Raw genomic sequence first — 18,755 nt, forward strand, 5'->3', positions numbered from 1 at the left:
GCACGGAGCGGATCAGGCACGATGACGGTCGGTTCGATGAGACAGGGTACCCTGCGCCTCGGCGCGTTCTTCTACGCGACCGGCCACCACGTCGCGGGCTGGCGCCATCCCTCCAGCGAGGCCGACGGCGGGCTCGTCCTGGAGCGCTACGTCGGCTGGGCGCAGCGCGCCGAGGCCGCGAAGTTCGACCTCATCTTCCTGGAGGACGGGAGCGGGATCCGCGACCTCGACCTGCGGTCGAGCGAGCGCACCGCGCGCTCGACCCATTTCGAGCCGCTGACGCTGCTGTCGGCCCTCGCGGCGGTGACGCGCCGGATCGGTCTCGTCGCCACCACCTCCACCAGCTTCAACGAGCCCTTCAACGTCGCGCGCCGGTTCGCCTCCCTCGACCATCTCAGCGGCGGGCGCGCCGGCTGGAACCTCGTGACCTCCGCGACCGACGCGGAGGCGGCGAATTTCGGCGGCGACCGGATCGGCCGTCACGCCGACCGCTACGAGCGCGCCGAGGAATTCGCGGACGTGGTCCTCGGCCTCTGGAACACCTGGGACGACGGCGCCGTGATCATCGACCGCGCGAGCGGCCAGTTCTCGAAGCCGGACGGCTTCCGCCCGCTGGATCACCGGGGCAAGCATTTCGAGGTCCGCGGTCCGCTCAACATCTCGCGGACGCCGCAGGGCCAGCCCGTGCTGGTGCAGGCCGGCGCTTCCGGGCCCGGCAAGGACCTCGCGGCGCGGACCGCCGAGATCGTCTTCACCGCGAACCAGACTCTGGAGGAGGCGGTCGAGTTCTACGGCGATCTCAAGGGACGCATGCCCGGCTTCGGTCGTGCGCCGGATGATCTGAAGATCATGCCCGGCCTGTTCCCCGTCGTCGGGCGCAGCGAGGCCGAGGCGCGGGCGAAGTTCGAGGCGCTGCAGGACCTGATCGACCCGGTGGTCGGGCTGGCGCTGCTCGGTCGCATGATCGGTGGCCACGATCTGTCGGGCTACGATCCCGAGGGGCCGGTGCCGGAGTTGCCCGAGACCGAAGGCATCAAGTCCCGCCAGCAGCTCATGTTCGACCTCGCCCGCCGCGAGGGCCTGACCCTGCGCCAGCTCTACCTGCGCATCGCCGGCGCGCGCGGCCACTCGCAGATCGTCGGCACGCCGGCCCAGATCGTGGACGAGATGGAGGCGCGGTTCCGGGCCGGCGGGGCGGACGGCTTCAACATCATGCCGCCGACGCTGCCCGGCGGCCTCGACGACTTCATCGCGCTGGTCTTGCCGGAGCTGCGGCGGCGCGGCCTGTTCCGCACCGAGTACGAGGGCCGGACGCTGCGGGACCATCTCGGCTCGCGCCCGCCGGCCGGGTTCGGCCCCGGTCGGGCCGCGGTGTAGCGGCGGGCCTCTTCCCGGGTCCGATCGGGCGAGGCGTCGCGACCCCCTGCGGCGTCTCGGACCGCATCATGATTGCGCACAAGCGATCCCCGCTGTGGTACAGCCACGCCACGAGGGCCGAAGGCCGCCATCGGCGAGTCGTGACAGGGGCGACCGGGCATTGACGGATCAGCAGGAACGCACGCGTTTCGAGGCGGAATTCGCCCGCACCGACGCGAGCACTGACCCCTTCGTCTCCGCCGTCCGGGCGACGCGGATGCCGATGCTGATCACCGATCCCCATCAGCCGGACAACCCCATCGTCTTCGTCAACGCCGCCTTCTCCAAGTTGACCGGGTACGGCCACGACGAGATCATCGGCCGGAACTGCCGGTTCCTTCAGGGGCCCGAGACCAGCAAGGCCGACATCGCGAAGATCAGGGCGGCGATCGCCCGCCGCGTGCCGATCGAGATCGAGCTCCTGAACCACAAGAAGAGCGGCGAGCTCTTCTGGAACCGGCTGCTGATCTCGCCGGTCTTCGATCGCGACGGGGAGCTCACCTACTTCTTCGCGTCGCAGTTCGACGTGACGCTGGAGCGGGAGAAGCTCGCGCGGATGCAGCGCGACCGGGAGGCGCTCGAGCAGGAGATCGAGCGCCGCACCAGCGACCTCACCCGCAGCGAGGAGCGGCTGCGATTCATCCTGAAGGCCGGACGTTTCGGCTCGTGGACCCTCGATCTTGCCGACATGCGTCTCGTGGCCTCCGAGACCTGCAAGGAGAATTTCGGGCGGGTGTCGGGCGAGGCGTTCAGCTACGAGGATCTGATCGCCGCGATCGAGCCCGAGGACCGGCCGCGCATGCAGGCCGCGGTGCAGACCTCGATCCGCGAGCACAGCGACTACGACATCGAGTACCGGGCGCGCACGCCCGGCGGCGAGCTTCGCTGGCTGCAGATCCGGGGTCAGACCTTCTACGACTCGGTCGGGCAGCCGCTGAGCATGGCCGGCGTCTCCATCGACGTGACCGAGCGCAAGCGCGCGGAGGAGCACCGCGCCCTCCTGGCCGACGAGCTGAACCACCGGGTGAAGAACTCGATGGCGACCATGCAGTCGATCGCGCACCAGACCCTGCGCAACGCCGCCTCCCTGGAGGAGGCGCACAGGACCCTCGACGCGCGGCTGCACTCGCTCTCGGCGGCCCACGACGTCCTGACCCGCCAGAGCTGGATCGGGGCCGCGCTCGACGTCATCGTGGAGGGCACCCTCCAGGCGTTCCGGGGCGGGGCGGGACAGCGCTTCCTGATCAACGGACCGGAGGTGTGGCTGACGCCGCGCCTGACGCTCGCCTTCACGATGGCGCTGCACGAACTGGCGACCAACGCCGTGAAGTACGGCGCCCTGTCGAACGACCGGGGGCGAGTGGTCCTGAACTGGGACGTGGTCGACGGGGCGACGCCGGCCCGTCTCTGGTTCCGCTGGGAGGAGGTCGGCGGACCCGCGGTGACGGCACCGGCCCGCGGCGGGTTCGGCACGCGCCTCATCGAGCGGGCGCTGGCCGCCGAGATGGGCGGCTCGGCCGAGATCGAGTACCGCCCCCGCGGCGTGGTATTCACGCTGGACGCGCCGCTGCCCGACCGCGCGCCCGCCGCGGCGGAAGCGACGGTCTGAGGATCGCGTGCCGCGGGCCCGCCGCCGGTCAGGTCATGCGGGTCAGGACGGTCTCGTTCCAGAGCCTGCGGTGCAGGAACGCCATCGCGGCGTGGCCGAGCACGACGACGAGGAGCGTGAAGCCCAGCCAGTAGTGGAACAGGTCGGCGGGCAGCATCATCCACTCGATCTTCGTCTCGCGCGCCGGCATCACCGGGATGCCGTAGGGCGCGAAGGGCTTGCCCGATCCGTACTGGCGCAGCAGCGCGAGGCTCGGGACCAGGACCATCAGGAGATAGATCAGGCCGTGACCGGCCGCGACCGCGCGCCCCGGCGCGCCCGGATGGGCGGGGCGCCGGTGAAGATTCGCGAGGCCCCACACTCCGCGCAGGAGCACGAGCACGAACAGGGTGAAGCCGAGGGTGAAGTGGCTGCCGCCGATGAGGCGGGTGAGCGTCGCATCGCCGATCGTGACGTAGAGCAGCGCCCCGGTGAATTGCCAGGCGAACAGGGCCGCCATCACCCAGTGGAAGCCGCGGCTGACGCGGCCGTACCGCTGCGGCGTGTCCAGCCAGACGGTCCGCGATGCGGTGGCGTGGCCGCTCTGCCCCGTCACGCGGCGTTCTCGGTCCAGAGGTCACCGGCCAGGCCGTCCCCGCGCAGGATCTCGGAGGCCGCGCTGGTGAGCGCGTGATCCGGTCCGGGTTGGCGCAGGTAGGTGGCGAGATCGCGCGACAGCCGCTCCAGCGGATGGCCGCGCAGGAAGCCCTGGAGGCCGACCGAGCGCTGGGCCAGCTGGAGGATGTCGAGGCCGGCGCGCTCGACCGCGAGGCGGGCCAGGTTGATGTAGGCGACGACGCGCTCCGGCGGCATTGCCGCGTCCGACGCGACCTGCGCCCCGCGCTCGACCCAGAGGCGCGCGCCCTCGACCGCGATGGCGCCCTCGCCGAGGCGCGCCAGCTGGTGCGGATCGCTCCCCCGGCCGAGGCGGCGCAGATGGCCGCGCCAGGCATCGAACACGGCCTCGATGCCGCCGAGTTGCACCGCCGCGAAGCGCCACGCGCCGCCCGAGAAGGCCGGCTGCCGGAAGTAATCGTCGGGCTGGCCGAGGATATCGTCGGCCGCGAAGGCGAGGCCGGTGAAGTCGATCGTGCCGGTCGCCGAGGCGCGCATGCCCTGCGCCCGCCACGCCGAGAGATCGGACCGCGTGCCGGCGTCGAGCGGCACCACCATCATCGCCGTGCCGCCCTGTCCCGGATGCCGGGCGGTGACGAGGGCGCGGGTGACGAAGCCGGCGCCCGACGCGAAGGTCTTCACGCCGCGGAGATGGCCGTCGACGTCCGAGGCCTCGATCGTGAGGCCGCCTTCCCCCGGCTCGGTGTTCCAGACACCGAACAGGTGGCCGGCGCGCGCGTCGGCGAACAGGCGGACGCGCTGGGCGGGTGAGCCGTACCGGGCGACGAGCTGGAGGGCGTTGACGTGACCCTCGTAGAGCCGGCCGAGAGCGAGGCTTCCGTAGCCGACCAGCCGCAGAACCTCCGCCAGGGCACCGGCGCCCGGCTCCGTCCCGAGGCCCGCGCCGCCGTGATCCACCGGCACGGGCGCGGCGAGCAGCCCCAGGCGGGCGAGATCGGCGATGTCATCCAGTGGGAAGCCGTCGTCGTGATCCTGGGCGTCGGCGCGCGCGGGCGCCGACGCGGCGATCGCGCGCGCGGCCGCCTCGGAATCGTAGACGGGATCCAGGCGGGTCCACTGATCCATGCGCCTGACTCCTCTCAGAGCGCCACCGCGTCGACATCCAGGCGAATGGCCGCTGAGGGGCGGTTGCCCACGGTCGCGCGCTCGGGTCTCGTCACGTATGGGCCCCCATTGCCCGCAGAAGATGCGGAAGATCCTAAAAAACTAACCTAAGACTGAGCCATCCTTTCCCCGGCCGCGGCTGCGACCAATGCGACCGTCGTCGATCCGGGCTGCTCTCAGTTCAGCGTCCGGTTGGCGCGCAGCCGCGCCACGGCCAGGTCGACGAACGTCCGCACCTTCGCGGGCGCGTGCCGGCCTTCCGGGTACAGGACGTGGACCGGCAGCGGCGCTTCCTCGTAGTCGGCGAGCACGATCTGCAGGTGGCCGTCCCGCAGGTCCGGGCCGATCTGGTAGTTCAAGACACGCGCCAGCCCCCAGCCCGACCGTGCGGCGCCGATCGAGACCTCGTTGGTGTTGCCCTCCAGAGTGGGGCGGACGACCACCCGCTCGTTCCGGCCGAACCGCCACTCCGGCGACGCGAAGGCCCCGGTGGAGACGGCGATCCGGTGGCGCTTGAGATCCGCCGGGGTCGCCGGCACGCCGTGCCGCGCGAAGTAGTCCGGGGCGCCGCAGATGACGTGGCGCACCGACCCGACCCGAGCGGCCGTGAACCCGGAATCGGTCAGGTGGCCGATGCGGATCGCCACGTCGATTCCCTCCTCCACCATGCTGACCGGCCGGTCGACGAAGAGGGTCCGCGCCACCATGGTCGGGTAGGTGTCGAGGTAGTCGGTGACGATCGGGAGCACGTGCATCCGTCCGAACAGGACCGAGGCCGTCACCGCGAGCGTGCCCGACGGCGTCGCGTTGGAGCCGGCCGCCGCCGATTCCGCCTCGGCGATGTCGGCCAGGATCCGCCGGCAATCCTCGTAGTACCGGCTGCCCGCTTCCGTGAGCTTCACGGAGCGGGTCGTCCGGATCAGGAGGCGGGCGCCGATGGTCTCCTCGAGCGCCGCCACGGCGCGCGTCACGGCCGGCGGGCTCATGTGCAGGAGGCGGGCGGTCTGCGCGAAGCTCGCCGTCTCGGCGACCTTCGCGAAGATGCGCATGGCCTGCCACCGATCCATAGCCTCGCTCCGGGTTCTCGCGGCCGGGTCGCGACGCTCACGCCCGATCCGGCCCGCCGCGTCGGCGTCCCGGCCGAACGGTCAGAAGCCGAATTGGCTCAGGCCCGGAAGGTCGTCCGGCCGGCGCCCGAGGGGCCAGTGAAACTCGCGGTCCGATTCCGCGATCGGCAACGCGTTGATGCTGCTGTGCCGATAGCGCATCAGCCCGTCCTCGGCGAGGCGGACCTCTGTGATCGCGCTCTGCGCGTCGAAGGGCGGCAGCGGCGGACGGACAGGTTGGGCTCCTTGTCCTCGGGGAAGGTTCAGCCCGGCTCCGGTGGCGGCGCAGGATGATCCGCCGGCGCCGGTCCCGCAAGGCGGAACACGGTGCGGGCCGCGCCGTCGCGCGCGTCAGAGCGCGAGCTGCACCCGGTCCGTGCCCTCCGCGGGCACCGCGGAGCAGATCAGCACCTCGTCCTCAGCCACCGGTGCGCTCGGTTCCCTCAGATAGGTCACCGCGCCGGCCAGCAGCTTGGTGCGGCAGGTCCCGCAGCTGCCCTCGCGGCAGCTGAACTCCGGTGCGAGACCCCGCGCCTCGGCGAGGTCGAGGAGGCTGCCCGAATCCGGCGTCCAGCGCGCTTCCTTGCCGGTGTCGAGGAAGGCGATCGGCACCGTCTCCGTGGAGACCGGTGGCCGCGGAGGCACGGCCGCCGCCGTTCCGGTGTCGCGGATGAGCCCCGAGGGACCGAACGCCTCCGCGTGAATCCGGTCGTCCGCCACGTTGTAGCCGCGCAGGCCATCATAGAGCGCCTGGGTGAAGGCCGACGGGCCACACAGGTAGAAATCGTAATCCGCGAAGGCCAGGAACCGCGTGAGCAGGGCCATGTCGATCCGGCCCGCCGCCTCGTAATCGACGCCGGCCGTCGCATCGGAGACATCGCTCAGGACGCGCACGATCCGCACGGCTCCCTGCGCAGCCGCGGCGAGTTCGGACAACTCCCGGTCGAAGGCGCGCTCGGCGCGGGTGCGGGCAGCGTAGACGAGCGTGGTCGGTCGGATCTTGCGGGTGCGCAGGCCCTCGTAGACCACGTGCCGGAGCATCGCGAGGAGCGGCGTGATCCCGACGCCGCCGGCGAGCAGCACGGCCGGGCGCGCCGCGCTCGCATCGAGGGTGAAGCCGCCGCCGGGCGCGCGTGCCTCGACGATGTCGCCGACCCGAACTCGGTCGTGGAGGTGCCGCGAGACGGTGCCGTCGCGCTTCACGCTGATCCGGTAGGTCGGGTCCGAGGGCGCGACCGAGAGCGTGTAGGTTCTTATGACCGGCGCGTCTGCCCCCGGCAGCGTGACGCGGATCGGCAGGTGCTGGCCCGCGCGGTGCGGGAGCCGCCCGGCCCCGTCGTCCGGGGTCAGGTGGAAGGACCGGATCGTGCGGCTCTCGTCGACGATCTCGGCTACCCGGAACGGCCGCCACTGCGTCGCGCGCTCGGCCGCCCGGACGCGGTCGGCGGCCTCCGCCCAGTCGCCGGTCATCAGCGCGTTCGGCGACCAGCCGTCCGGCCGGAACGACCAGCGCAGCGGCAGGGCACCGCGTCGGCGGATTACCCGGCGCGGCCGGAAGCTCCAGAGCCGCTCGGCGCCCTGGAAGGCCGCGATCTCGGGCGAGTCCAGGATCACCGCGGCGTCGCCGGTCAGCTGCAGGAGATCGCCCGTCTCGAAATCGGTGAAGACCAGGCCGGCCCTGCCGTTCAGGAAGATGTTCCCGAGCGTGGCGAAGAACAGGTTGCCGGCGAAGTCGGGGATGGTCAGCGTGCCGTCCGCGGCGATGCGGACGAATCCCGCCTTGCCGCCGCGATGCGAGACGTCGACCTGGCGCCGGCCCTCCCGGTCGGCGTAGGAGGCCACGAAGAACGTGTCCGCCGCCGCGATCAGGCCGCGGGCTTCCGGGTCGAGCTCCGCGCTCTCCTCGGCGGGGGCCGGAGCTGGGGCGCCCGGCTCGCGGACGAAGCTCATGTCGCGCAGCTGGATGTATTGCGGGCAGTTCCCGAAGCTCTGGTCGACTGCGAAGTGCAGGACTCCGCCGGCCGTGGAGCGGACGAGGCCGTTGACGCGGTTGCGGCGGCGGCTGTCCAGCGCGATCCCGAGGAGGCCGATTGCGTCGCCGTCGCCCGTGCCATCGGACGCGGGGTCGGCCGGGTCCGGCCGCGCGGCGATGTCGAGGGTCGTGGCGGTCGGCGAGGAGATGAAGCCGGGACGGCCGGCCAGGAGCGTGGCCCAGGCGTCGCCCTGCCGGTCGACGCTGCCCAGCACGATGAAGGGGATCTCCGCGAAGAAGGCGCGGTGCTGATCGGGCATGAAGTCCCGCACCACCCGCTGGCCGACCACCGCCATCCGGTCGGCGGCGCCGACCGTCTCCTGGATGGACGTCTCGCCGGCATGCCATGTCGGCAGCGTCGCAAGGGTCTGACCGTCAGCCATCTTCGCGCCCTCCATCTGCATCCGCCCCCGGGCGCGGGTGCGCCCGGGGCCTTCCGGTCACGCCGCGGCCGTGAGGCCCGCGGGGGTCTGGGCGAAGGGGACGAAGCCCGGCAGGCCCTCGATCCGGCGCAGGAAGGCCTCGACCCGCGGGTAGCCCGACAGGTCCACGTTCCCCTCCGGGGCGCGGGCGAGGTAGCTGTAGACCGCCACGTCCGCGACGGTCGGCCGCTCGGCCGCGAGCCATTTCCGGCCATCGAGATGCGCCTCGAGCCGCCCCAGGAGCGTGTGCGCCCGGGCGATCACCTCCTCCGGATGGAACGTGGCGCCGAACACCGTGATCAGCCGCGCTGCCGCCGGCCCGTAGGCGAGTTCGCCCGCCGCGACCGAGAGCCAGCGCTGGACCGCCGCCGCGGCGCGCGGATCCTCGGGCAGCCAGTCGGATCGGCCGAGCCGCTTCGCCACGTAGACGAGGATGGCGTTGGAATCGGAGACGATCACGCCGTCGTCGTCGAGCACCGGCACCTGACCGAACGGGTTCATGGCCAGGAAGGCCGGCGTCTTGTGTCCGCCCGCCTTCAGGTCGACCTCGATCAGCTCGTGCGGGGCCTCGACCAGGGAGAGGAACAGGCGGGCCCGATGCGCGTGGCCGGAGAGGGGATGGTGGTAGAGCTTCATGACCGTGGATCTCCGTCGGGGGCCGGGATCGCCCCGGGCCGTGTGAGGAGAATGCCGCCGCGTTTGGGCGAGCAGAATAGGCGTTCTCCGCAGTTCATCATTCCGTAAATCGGAATAATCGAGCGGCCTGGCGCGGCCGTCATCCGCCTCGCCTGCGCGGGTACAGGCGCCGCGGAGGGGCCTGGCGCGGGCGCTGATCAGCGACCCGGGAAGCAATCATCAAGACGCCGGCTCCGAAAAGACTGCGCGGGACTTGACACCGAGGCCATTACCGAGGAGCCTAGTTTTCAGGCGCGGGGCAAAGCTGCCCAGTTTCGCGCCAATACGTCACCATCTTTCACGGCGATGCCGCCCGCAGTGCTTCCGCACTGGCGGGCTTTTTGCGTTCTGAAGGATTGCATGGGCCTCAGCCATCACCGCATCGGAATCCTGTTCTCCGCGGACGGACCCTACGGTCTTGTCGGGAGGGCGATGCTGAACGGCGCGCTCCTGGCGGTCGACGAGGTGAACGCGCGGGGCGACTGCGTCCTGGAGCCGGTGATCCGCGATCCGCAGGGCGCCCTCGCGGGCTACGTCGCCGGCGCCGAGCGGCTCCTCGACGCGGGGATCCGCCACGTCGTCGGCTGCTACACCTCGTCGAGCCGCAAGGAGATCATCCCGATCTTCGAGAAGCGGGACGCCCTGCTCTGGTACCCGTCGCACTACGAGGGCTTCGAGACCTCGGCGAACGTGGTCTACACCGGGGCGGCGCCGAATCAGCACATCGTCCCGCTGGTGCGGCACCTCCTCGCCCGGGGCGGCCGCACCGCCTTCTGCGTCGGCTCCAACTACATCTGGGCCTGGGAGAACAACCGGATCCTGCGGGAGACGCTGGCGATCGCCGGCGGCGGGGTCGCAGGTGAGCGCTACCTCGCGGTGGGCGAGACCGCCTTCGATCAGGTGATCGCGGCGATCCTGGACGCGAAGCCGGACTTCGTCTTCAACACGCTGATCGGCATCTCGGCGTACCGCTTCTTCCGCGACTTCCGGAGAGCCTGCGCGGCGCGCGGCATCGACCAGGCGCGGACCATGCCGGTGGCGAGCTGCAGCCTCGCTGAGCCGGAACTGGAGGCGATCGGGCCGGAGGCGGTCGACGGCCACCTGTCTTCCAGCGTCTACTTCACGTCGATCGACACGCCCCGCAACCGCGCCTTCATGGCGGCCTACGCGGCGCGCTTCCCCGAAGGCCCGACCCCCTCGGCGGATGCGGAATCCTCGTACATCGCGGTGCATCTCCTGGCGCGGGCGCTGGCGCGGGCCGGGACCGAGGATGCCGCGACGGTGCGCCGGGCGGCCTGCGCCGACGAGTTCGAGGCGCCCCAGGGACCGGTGCGCCTCGACGAGACGACCCTCCACGCCTGCCTGACCCCTCGGATCGGCCTCTCGACGGCGGCGGCCCGCTTCACCATCGTGGCGCAGGCCGAGGCGCCGGTCGCGCCGGACCCCTACTTGGTGCGCAGCGATCCGCGCGTCGTGCCGGTGAGCCGGCGCCCGCACCTGAAGGTGGTGCCATGACGACGCCCCGGCTGATCCAGAATTTCAGCGGCGCGCAGGCCCTGCTGATCGCGCCGCCGAGCACCGCCACGGACGTCCTGGCGAGTACCCTGATGAAGCTCGGGCTCACCGTGGCCTCGGTCGTCCCGGCCGGCGAGGCGCCGTGGCTCGATTTCGAGATCCTCGACCCCGAGCACCACATCGTCATCGTGGACGGCGACCTGCCGCTGCCGGGCCTCGCGGCGAGCGCTGTGCCCGACCTGTCGCCGGTCCCGGTGGTCGGGCTCGTGGGCGTCGAGGCGCCGAGCCGCCTCAAGGCGCTGCTCCAGCTCGGCGCGACCGGCCTGCTGCGCAAGCCGATCCACGGCGCCTCGGTCTACGCCGCACTGTTCCTGGCGGTGAACGAGCACAACCGGCGCCGTCTCCTCGAAGAACGCCTGGCCCGCCACGAGGAGCGGCGGCGCGGCCGGCGCCACGTCGTCAAGGCGATCCTCCGGCTGATGCAGGAGCACGGCCTCGACGACGACGCGGCCTACGAGACGCTGCGGCGCGACGCCATGCGCGCCCGGCAGCCGCTCGAAACCTACTGCGAGGCGCTGGTGCGCGCCCGTCCGTCCGTCGCCGCGCCGGCCCTCTCGCGGCGGCTGGCCCGATCCTGAAGCACGCACTCCACCCCGTAGACGAGGACGACCCGATGACGAGAACGCCCCGCGGATCCCGCCTGTCCGCCCTCGCGGCCGCCCTGCTCGCGAGCGCATCCCTGGCCGCCTCGGCGGCGCTTGCCGCCGACCCGATCAAGCTCGGTGTCCTCGAGGACCAGTCCGGCGACTTCGCGGTCGCCACCATCGGCAAGGTCCACGGCATCCAGCTCGCCGCGGACGAAATCAACGCCGCGGGCGGCATCGCCGGGCGCAAGCTGGAGCTCGTGATCTACGACACGCAGTCCGACAACACGCGCTATCAGGAATTCATGCGCCGGGTGCTCCAGCGCGACAAGGTCAACGCCGTCTTCGCGGGCTTCTCCAGCGCGTCCCGCGAGGCCTACCGGCCGATCGTCGACCAGCTCGACGGCTTCGCGTTCTACAACAACCAGTACGAGGGCGGCGTCTGCGACGGCCACATGGTCGTCACGGGCGCGGTGCCGGAGCAGCAGTTCTCGACGCTGATCCCGTGGATGATGGAGAAGTTCGGCAAGCGGGTCTACACGATCGCGGCCGACTACAATTTCGGTCAGATCTCGGCCGAGTGGGTGCGCAACATCGTCAAGGAGAACGGCGGCGAGATGGTCGGGGAAGAATTTATCCCCCTCGGCGTGTCGCAATTCTCGCAGACGATCCAGAACATCCAGAAGGCCAAGCCCGACATCCTGATGACGCTGCTCGTCGGGACGGCGCAGGCCTCCTACTACGAGCAGGCGGCGGCCGCGAACCTGAAGGTGCCGATGGGCTCCTCGGTCAATATCGGCCAGGGCTACGAGCACAAGCGCTTCCAGCCCCCGAGCCTCGCCAACATGTACGTGACCACGAACTACATCGAGGAGGTCGACAGCCCTTCGAGCAAGGCTTTCCTCGCCAAGTGGAAGGCGAAGTTCCCGAACGAGCCCTACGTGAACCAGGAGGCCGAGAACTCCTACCTCGCGGTCTACCTCTACAAGCAGATGGTGGAGCGGGCGAACGGCTCGACCAAGCGCGCCGACCTGCGCAAGGTCATCGCGGCGGGCGACGTCTGCGTGGACGCGCCGGAGGGCAAGGTCTGCATCGATCCGAAGAGCCAGCACGCCTCCCACACGATCTACCTCGCGAAGGTCGACGAGAAGCACGCGATCTCCTTCTCGAAGACCTGGGACAACATTCAGCCCTACTGGCTCGGGAAGGCCGGCTGCGACCTGACGCAGAAGGATCCGATGGCGCAGTACACGCCGAGCAACCCGCCGAAGCCCTGAGCTGCCGGGACGGGAATCCGCGCGCCGCGGCCCCGGGCCGGAGACGACGCGACATCGCCGGGGCCGAGGCCCCGGCCCACAGCCATCACGATCGGGCCTCCGGATGGATCTGCTGACTCACGCCTTCACGTTCCTCTACCAGATCGGCGACGCGTTCTCGTTCCTGGTCCTCTCCGCCTGCGGCCTCGCGGTGGTGTTCGGCATGATGGGCGTGATCAACCTCGCGCACGGCGAGCTGATCATGTGCGGCGCCTACGTCACGGCGGCGTCCACGCGGGCCGGGCTGCCGCTGCCGCTGGGCATCCTGGCCGGCGCACTCGTCGCCGGGGCCGTCGGCATGGTGATGGAGCGCCTCGTCATCCGCCACCTCTACGGGCGGCCCCTCGACACGATCGTGGCGACCTGGGGCATCAGCCTCGCGGCGACGCAGGGCACGCTGATCCTGCTGGGCTCCAGCATGCCGGGGATCGGCACGCCGCTCGGCAGCTTCACGGTCGGCGGCTACTCCTACTCGACCTACCGCGTCGTGCTGATGGTCGCCGCCGTGGCGGTGCTGGCCGGGCTCTACCTCGCCTTCAACGCCACCCGCTTCGGGACGCTCGCCCGCGCCACCATCCAGGTGCCGCACATGGCCGAGGCCCTCGGCGTCGACACCCGCACGGTCTACGCCCTGACCTTCGGCCTCGGCGCGGCGCTGGCGGGCCTCGCGGGCGGGCTCTACGCGCCGACCATGACCATCGTGCCGACCATGGGGACGACCTTCATCATGGAGGCCTTCGTCACCGTAGTGGTCGGCGGCGCCGACATCTTCCTCGGCACGGCGCCGGCGGCGCTCGTGCTCGGCACGGTGCGGGCGCTGCTCACGACGTGGCAGGGCCAGCTCTTCGGCCAGATCGGCCTCCTCGTCGCGGTGATCCTGGTGATCCGGGTGCTCCCGCGGGGCATCTCGGGCCTGATCCTGCGCGAGCGGGCCTGAGGCCATGGCGATGATTCCGGCCATGTTCTCGGCGAAGACCCTGCTCCGGCGCCTCGAGGGCCCGCAGACCCTGGGGCGCGGCCCGGCCTTCTGGACCGCCTTCGCCCTCGCGGTGGCGGCCGCCGTGGCCTACCCGTGGTTCGCGGACGGCTACACGGTCGGCAACACCGCCTACTTCTTCTGCTGGGTATTCATGGCGCTCGGCTTGTGCCTGATCTGGGGCTACGGCGGCGCGCTCAGCTTCGGCCAGACCGCCTTCTTCGGCCTGTCGGGCTACACCTACGGCGTGCTCACCCTCAATGTCGGCGCCGCCTACGGCTTCACCCTGGCGGCCCTGGTGCTGGCGGTCGCGCTCTCGGCCGTGATGGCGGCGCTCCTCGGCTACTTCCTGTTCTTCGGCCGGATCGGCGGGGTGTTCCTCGGCATCATCACCCTGTCGGCGACGCTCGCCCTGGAGCGCTTCATGGCGCAGACCGCCGGTCCGGAATGGAAGATCGGGGCGGCGCGCCTCAACGGCTACAACGGCATGAGCGGCATGCCGCCCCTGACCGTGCCGTGGCCCGACGGCGACGTCGTGCTGTTCCCCGACGTCGCCCTCTACTACGGTCTCCTGGGCCTCCTGATCGTCGTCTACCTCGCGCTGCGCATCCTGGTGAACGCCCGGTTCGGCAACGTGCTGGTGGCGATCCGCGAGAACCCGGAACGGGCCGAGATGCTCGGCTACGACGTGCGGCGCTACCAGCTCGCCGCCTTCGTGATCGGCTCGGCCCTCGCGGGGCTGAGCGGCACCCTCTACACCGCCTGGGGCCAGTACATCACGCCCTCCAGCATGGGGCTCACCGCCGCCGCGCTGCCGGTGATCTGGGTCGCGGTCGGCGGCCGCGGCGACCTGACGGCCACGCTCATCGGCACGCTCCTGGTGCTCGGCGGCTTCCAGGCGCTGACGATCTACGGCAGCCAGTACGCCCTGGTGGTGATGGGCCTGCTCCTCGTCGTGGTGGTGCTGGCGGCGCCCGACGGCCTCGTGGTGGCGGCCCTGCGCGGGCTCGGCCGCCTGCGCCGCCGGGAGGCCGGCCGATGATTCCGCTCCTCGAGACCCGCGGGCTCAGCAAGCATTTCGGCGGGCTGCACGTCACCAACGACGTCGACTTCGCCCTCGCGGCGGGAGAGATCCACTGCCTGATCGGGCCGAACGGCGCCGGCAAGAGCACCTTCTTCCGCCTGCTGCTCGGCGAGTACGCGCCGGAGCGGGGGCAGATCCTCTACGCCGGCGAGGACATCACCGCGCTCAAGCCCTTCGCGCGGATCCGGCGCGGCATGAGCGTCAAGTTCCAGGTGCCGGGCATCTTCCCGAGCCTGTCGGTGGCGCACAACCTGGAGATCGCCCTGCAGCACCATCTCGAGGGCGCCTCGCTCGGCGCCGAGATCCGCCGGCTGCTCGCCTTCCTCAACCTCACCGCGGCGGCCTCCGACCGGGCCGGCGCCCTCAGCCACGGGCAGAAGCAGTGGCTGGAGATCGGCATGGCGATCAGCCTCAAGCCGCGCCTGCTCCTCCTCGACGAGCCGACCGCCGGGATGTCGCCGGACGAGACCTTCGCCACCGGCGCGATGGTGCAGGCGCTCAACCGCGACGGCGTCGCGGTGCTGGCCATCGAGCACGACATGGCCTTCGTCCGGCAGATCGCCCAGCGGGTGACCGTGCTCCATGTCGGGCGCATCTTCGCCCAGGGCACCACCGACGCGATCATCGCGGACGAGCGGGTCGCCGCCATCTACCTCGGGGAGGCGGACGCGCCGCCGCTGCGGAGCGTCGCCGATGCCTGAGCCGCTCCTCGCGACGACCGGCCTGCGCGCCGGCTACGGCGGCAAGCCCGTGCTGCAGGGCGTCGACCTCGCGGTCCGGCCCGGCGAGATCGTGGCGGTGATCGGCCGCAACGGCGTCGGCAAGTCGACGCTGATGCGCAGCCTCGTCGGGCTGCTGCCCGCCTCCGCGGGCGGCATCGCGTTCCGGGGCGCGGCCGTGGAGGGGCTCGCCGCCCACCGGCGCGCCCGCCTCGGCATTGGCTACGTGCCCCAGGGCCGCGACGTCTTCCCGCGCATGAGCGTCGCCGACAATCTCACGGTCGGCGCCTCCCTGCTGCCGAAGGGCGAGCGGCCGGATTACGAGCGCGCCTTCGGGCCGTTCCCGATCCTGCGGGAGCGGCGCGGGCAGCGGGCGGGGACGCTTTCGGGCGGCCAGCAGCAGCAGCTCGCCATCGGCCGCGTCCTCGTCGGCGGGCCGGCGCTGATCCTGCTCGACGAGCCCTCCGAGGGCATCCAGCCCTCGGTGGTGCAGCAGATCGGCCGCACCCTGGTCGATCTCAACCACCGCACCGGGGTGACGATCGTGTTCGTGGAGCAGAACCTCGACCTGATCCGCGCCATGGCCCAGCGCAGCTACGTCATGGACAAGGGCCGGATCGTCGCGGAGCTGACGGCCCGCGACCTCGACGACCGCGACCTCGTGCGGCGCCACCTCGCCGTCTGACGACACGGCAGACAACCAAGGGAGAGACGACCATGCAGTGGCTCGACCAGTCCATCATGGCCCGCAAGGGCGTCGCCGGCGGAAAGCCCGGCCGGGAGTACACGATCACCGAGGTCGAGCAGGGCCGCTACCACTACGTCTACGGGCCTTTCGCCGAGCCGGTGCTGACCGTCGATCCCGGCGCGGTCGTCACCGTCGAGACCCACGACGCCTTCGAGGGCAAGATCCGCCACGAGACCGACAGCCCGACGCAGATCCTGAACTTCCCCTACCTCAACCCGCAGAACGGGCCGATCTACGTCAACGGCGCCGAGAAGGGCGACTGCCTCGCGGTGGCGATCCGCTCGATCCGGCCGCGCGGCCCGCAGCCCTGCGGCACGACGCTGATCATGCCGGAATTCGGCGGCCTCGTCGCCACCGGCGACACCGCGCTCCTCAATCCGCCGCTCCCCGAGCGGGTGCGCAAGCTCGAGGTCACGGCCGAGACCGGCGTGCGCTGGAACGACCGGATCACGCTGCCCTACCAGCCGTTCATCGGCACGATCGGCACCTCGCCGGAGATCGAGGCGATCTCCTCGCTGCAGCCGGACTATTACGGCGGCAACATGGACCTGCCGGACGTGGGCGTCGGCGCGGTGATCTACCTGCCGGTGAATGCGAAGGGCGCGCTCCTCTACCTCGGCGACTGCCACGCCGCGCAGGGCGACGGCGAACTCTGCGGCGTCGCGGTGGAGCACCCGACCCACACGACGGTGCAGATCGACCTGATCAAGGGCTGGACCTTCCGCTGGCCGCGGCTCGAGACCGAAGACTTCTACATGACGATCGGCTCGTCCCGGCCGATGGAGGACGCGGCGCGCATCGCCTACCGGGAGCTGATCCGCTGGCTCGCCGCCGATTTCGGCTTCGACGAGATCGACGCCTACATGCTGCTCACGCAGTGCGGGCGCGTGCGGCTCGGCAACATGGTCGATCCGAAATACACGCTCGGCGCCTCGATCACGAAGGCGATCGCCCACGCCTGACCGGCGACGGAGGAGGACGGCATGGATCTCGGGCTCAGAGGCCGCCGCGCGCTGGTGACCGGCGGCACCAAGGGCATCGGCGCGGCGATCAACGACCTGCTGGCCGACGAGGGGGCGGCGGTCGCCCTCTGCGCCCGCAACGCCGCGGAAGTCGCCGCCAAGGTGGCGGCCCTGCGCGCCCGGGGCGTCGCGGCGACCGGGCGCGCCGTCGACGTCGCCGATTCCGCCGCGCTGCGCGGCTGGGTCTCCGAGGCCGCGGAGGAACTCGGCGGCCTCGACATCGTGGTGCCCAACGTGAGCGCGCTGGCGGTCGGCAGCGACGAGGCAGCGTGGCGCAGCGGCTTCGCCGTCGACATGATGGGCACCGTCTCGGCGGTCGAGGCGGCGATGCCTTACCTCGAGCGCTCCGAGGCCGGCGCGATCGTCGTCATCTCCAGCGTCTCCGGGCGGGAGATCGACTTCGCGGCCGGTCCCTACGGCGCCTTTAAGGCTGCGCTGATCCACTACGCGCAGGGGCTGGCCTTCCAGCTCGCGCCGCGGAACATCCGCGCGAACTCGGTCTCGCCCGGCAACACCTACTTCTCGGGCGGCGTCTGGCACCAGATCGAGACCGGCAACCCGGCGCTGTTCGCCGAGGCACTCCGGCTGAACCCGACCGGCCGGATGGCGCGGCCGGAGGAAGTGGCCCGCGCGGCCGTCTTCCTGGCCAGCCCGGCCGCGAGCTTCATCACCGGCACCAACCTCGTGGTCGACGGCAGCCTGACCCGCGGCGTGCAGTTTTGACGCCGACCGGCCTCGCCCCGCACCGGGACACCTGCGACGTCCGAAGCACACCCGGCGCGTTCAGTACGGTCGTTCAGCGACGAAGTCCGGAGATCGCGAGGACTCACCACACTTGCGACGCATTTCGGCCGCTCTCGACTCTGTAAAGACAAGCTTGCCACGCGCGCTGGCACGCGGCACTCTCAAGCTTGGCCGTTCGCGCGGCGGTGGCACGCCGCGCAGTCGCGCCGGGCTGCAGGACAGGGAAGTCCAGGGCGATGATGACGGACGATCGCGAGGCCGGCGGGTTCGACGGGCGCGGGCGCCTCGGATGCGAGGCGGGAGTTCTCAGCCGCCGGTCGTTCCTGGCCGGCTCGGCCCTCGGGATCGGCGCGCTCTCGCTCGGCGGGTGCGGGACGACCGACACCCTGCTCATGGCCGAGGCGGCGAAGACCTACGGGCCGATGCCGAACGAGAAGTTCCCGATTCCGGCGGTCGACGTCAGCAAGGTCAACCCGAAATACTACCGGCGGACCGTCCAGTACGCCTCGTCGGAAGCGCCCGGCACGATCGTGGTCGATCCCGCCAACTACTACGTCTACCGCATCGAGGGTGACGGCACCGCCACCCGCTACGGCGCCAATGTCGGCCGCCAGGGCTTCCTGTGGAACGGGAACGCCTATGTCGGCCGCAAGTCCGAGTGGGCGACCTGGACCCCGCCCAAGGAGATGATCCGGCGCCAGCCCGAGGCCGCGAAATACGCCCGCGGCATGCCCGGCGGCCTCGACAACCCGCTCGGCGCGCGCACGCTGCACCTCTACCAGAACGGCGCCTACACGCTCTACACGATCTACGCCAGCAGCGACGCCGAATCGATCGGCACGGGCATCACCAGCGGTTGCGTCGGCCTGCTCAGCCAGGACATGATCCACCTCTACGCGCGCACGCCGGTGAAGACGAAGGTGGTCGTGCTGCCGGCCTGAGGGCGGG

Annotated in this window: 17 protein-coding genes and 1 pseudogene; 12 read left to right on the plus strand and 6 right to left on the minus strand. The window is 71.2% G+C overall.

The window, feature by feature from the left end:
- Positions 1 to 36 precede the first annotated feature (36 nt).
- The gene (locus tag ACX9MN_RS30870; RefSeq protein ID WP_026604917.1) at positions 37 to 1,377 is read left to right on the plus strand and encodes an LLM class flavin-dependent oxidoreductase; all 1,341 of its coding nucleotides are present in this window, start codon (positions 37 to 39) and stop codon (positions 1,375 to 1,377) included.
- Positions 1,378 to 1,537: 160 nt separating this feature from the next.
- Complete coding sequence (locus ACX9MN_RS30875; protein WP_489726262.1) at positions 1,538 to 3,025, plus strand: HWE histidine kinase domain-containing protein; 1,488 nt, start codon at positions 1,538 to 1,540, stop codon at positions 3,023 to 3,025.
- A gap of 28 nt (positions 3,026 to 3,053) precedes the next feature.
- On the opposite strand, the gene ACX9MN_RS30880 is transcribed toward ACX9MN_RS30875, so the two are convergent.
- From ACX9MN_RS30880 to ACX9MN_RS30905, 6 genes and pseudogenes are all read right to left on the minus strand, one after another.
- Entirely contained in the window at positions 3,054 to 3,620 is a 567-nt protein-coding gene (locus tag ACX9MN_RS30880) for a cytochrome b (RefSeq protein ID WP_489726263.1), read from the minus strand.
- Positions 3,617 to 4,765: an acyl-CoA dehydrogenase family protein gene (locus tag ACX9MN_RS30885; RefSeq protein ID WP_489726264.1), complete on the minus strand. Its 1,149-nt coding sequence runs from the start codon at positions 4,763 to 4,765 to the stop codon at positions 3,617 to 3,619. Before ACX9MN_RS30885 ends, ACX9MN_RS30880 begins: the two co-directional genes overlap by 4 nt.
- A gap of 215 nt (positions 4,766 to 4,980) precedes the next feature.
- Positions 4,981 to 5,871: a LysR family transcriptional regulator gene (locus ACX9MN_RS30890; RefSeq protein WP_091927134.1), complete on the minus strand. Its 891-nt coding sequence runs from the start codon at positions 5,869 to 5,871 to the stop codon at positions 4,981 to 4,983.
- Positions 5,872 to 5,952: 81 nt separating this feature from the next.
- Positions 5,953 to 6,087: pseudogene (locus ACX9MN_RS30895) on the minus strand (DUF1348 domain-containing protein); the annotation flags it as partial.
- A gap of 174 nt (positions 6,088 to 6,261) precedes the next feature.
- The gene (locus ACX9MN_RS30900; RefSeq protein WP_489726265.1) at positions 6,262 to 8,325 is read right to left on the minus strand and encodes a 2Fe-2S iron-sulfur cluster-binding protein; all 2,064 of its coding nucleotides are present in this window, start codon (positions 8,323 to 8,325) and stop codon (positions 6,262 to 6,264) included.
- 57 nt (positions 8,326 to 8,382) lie between these two features.
- Positions 8,383 to 9,000: a glutathione S-transferase family protein gene (locus ACX9MN_RS30905; protein WP_489726266.1), complete on the minus strand. Its 618-nt coding sequence runs from the start codon at positions 8,998 to 9,000 to the stop codon at positions 8,383 to 8,385.
- Positions 9,001 to 9,399: 399 nt separating this feature from the next.
- On the opposite strand from ACX9MN_RS30905, the gene ACX9MN_RS30910 reads away from it, so the two are divergent.
- From ACX9MN_RS30910 to ACX9MN_RS30955, 10 genes are all read left to right on the plus strand, one after another.
- Positions 9,400 to 10,554: a transporter substrate-binding domain-containing protein gene (locus ACX9MN_RS30910; protein ID WP_489726267.1), complete on the plus strand. Its 1,155-nt coding sequence runs from the start codon at positions 9,400 to 9,402 to the stop codon at positions 10,552 to 10,554.
- Positions 10,551 to 11,192 carry an ANTAR domain-containing response regulator gene (locus tag ACX9MN_RS30915; RefSeq protein WP_489726268.1) on the plus strand — a complete coding sequence of 214 codons (642 nt, stop codon included), beginning with the start codon at positions 10,551 to 10,553 and terminating at the stop codon, positions 11,190 to 11,192. The genes ACX9MN_RS30910 and ACX9MN_RS30915 overlap by 4 nt, the downstream gene beginning before the upstream one ends.
- A gap of 35 nt (positions 11,193 to 11,227) precedes the next feature.
- Positions 11,228 to 12,475 carry an urea ABC transporter substrate-binding protein gene (locus ACX9MN_RS30920; protein ID WP_489726269.1) on the plus strand — a complete coding sequence of 416 codons (1,248 nt, stop codon included), beginning with the start codon at positions 11,228 to 11,230 and terminating at the stop codon, positions 12,473 to 12,475.
- A 103-nt stretch (positions 12,476 to 12,578) separates the two neighbouring features.
- A complete protein-coding gene (locus ACX9MN_RS30925; RefSeq protein ID WP_020093099.1) occupies positions 12,579 to 13,451 on the plus strand; it encodes an ABC transporter permease subunit in 873 nt (290 codons plus the stop codon).
- Between the two features lie 4 nt (positions 13,452 to 13,455).
- Positions 13,456 to 14,532 carry a branched-chain amino acid ABC transporter permease gene (locus ACX9MN_RS30930; RefSeq protein ID WP_489726270.1) on the plus strand — a complete coding sequence of 359 codons (1,077 nt, stop codon included), beginning with the start codon at positions 13,456 to 13,458 and terminating at the stop codon, positions 14,530 to 14,532.
- Positions 14,532 to 15,275: an ABC transporter ATP-binding protein gene (locus ACX9MN_RS30935; RefSeq protein ID WP_489726375.1), complete on the plus strand. Its 744-nt coding sequence runs from the start codon at positions 14,532 to 14,534 to the stop codon at positions 15,273 to 15,275. Before ACX9MN_RS30930 ends, ACX9MN_RS30935 begins: the two co-directional genes overlap by 1 nt.
- Positions 15,268 to 15,978, plus strand: a complete 711-nt coding sequence (locus ACX9MN_RS30940; protein ID WP_091781230.1) for an ABC transporter ATP-binding protein — start codon at positions 15,268 to 15,270, stop codon at positions 15,976 to 15,978. Before ACX9MN_RS30935 ends, ACX9MN_RS30940 begins: the two co-directional genes overlap by 8 nt.
- Before the next feature lie 32 nt (positions 15,979 to 16,010).
- Complete coding sequence (locus ACX9MN_RS30945) at positions 16,011 to 17,003, plus strand: acetamidase/formamidase family protein (RefSeq protein WP_020093103.1); 993 nt, start codon at positions 16,011 to 16,013, stop codon at positions 17,001 to 17,003.
- A gap of 21 nt (positions 17,004 to 17,024) precedes the next feature.
- On the plus strand, positions 17,025 to 17,786 hold the full coding sequence (locus tag ACX9MN_RS30950; RefSeq protein WP_489726271.1) for an SDR family NAD(P)-dependent oxidoreductase: 762 nt from the start codon (positions 17,025 to 17,027) through the stop codon (positions 17,784 to 17,786).
- Positions 17,787 to 18,043: 257 nt separating this feature from the next.
- Positions 18,044 to 18,748, plus strand: a complete 705-nt coding sequence (locus ACX9MN_RS30955) for a L,D-transpeptidase (protein WP_489726272.1) — start codon at positions 18,044 to 18,046, stop codon at positions 18,746 to 18,748.
- Positions 18,749 to 18,755: the final 7 nt, after the last annotated feature.

It is taken from the genome of Methylobacterium sp. 1A (assembly GCF_058072805.1).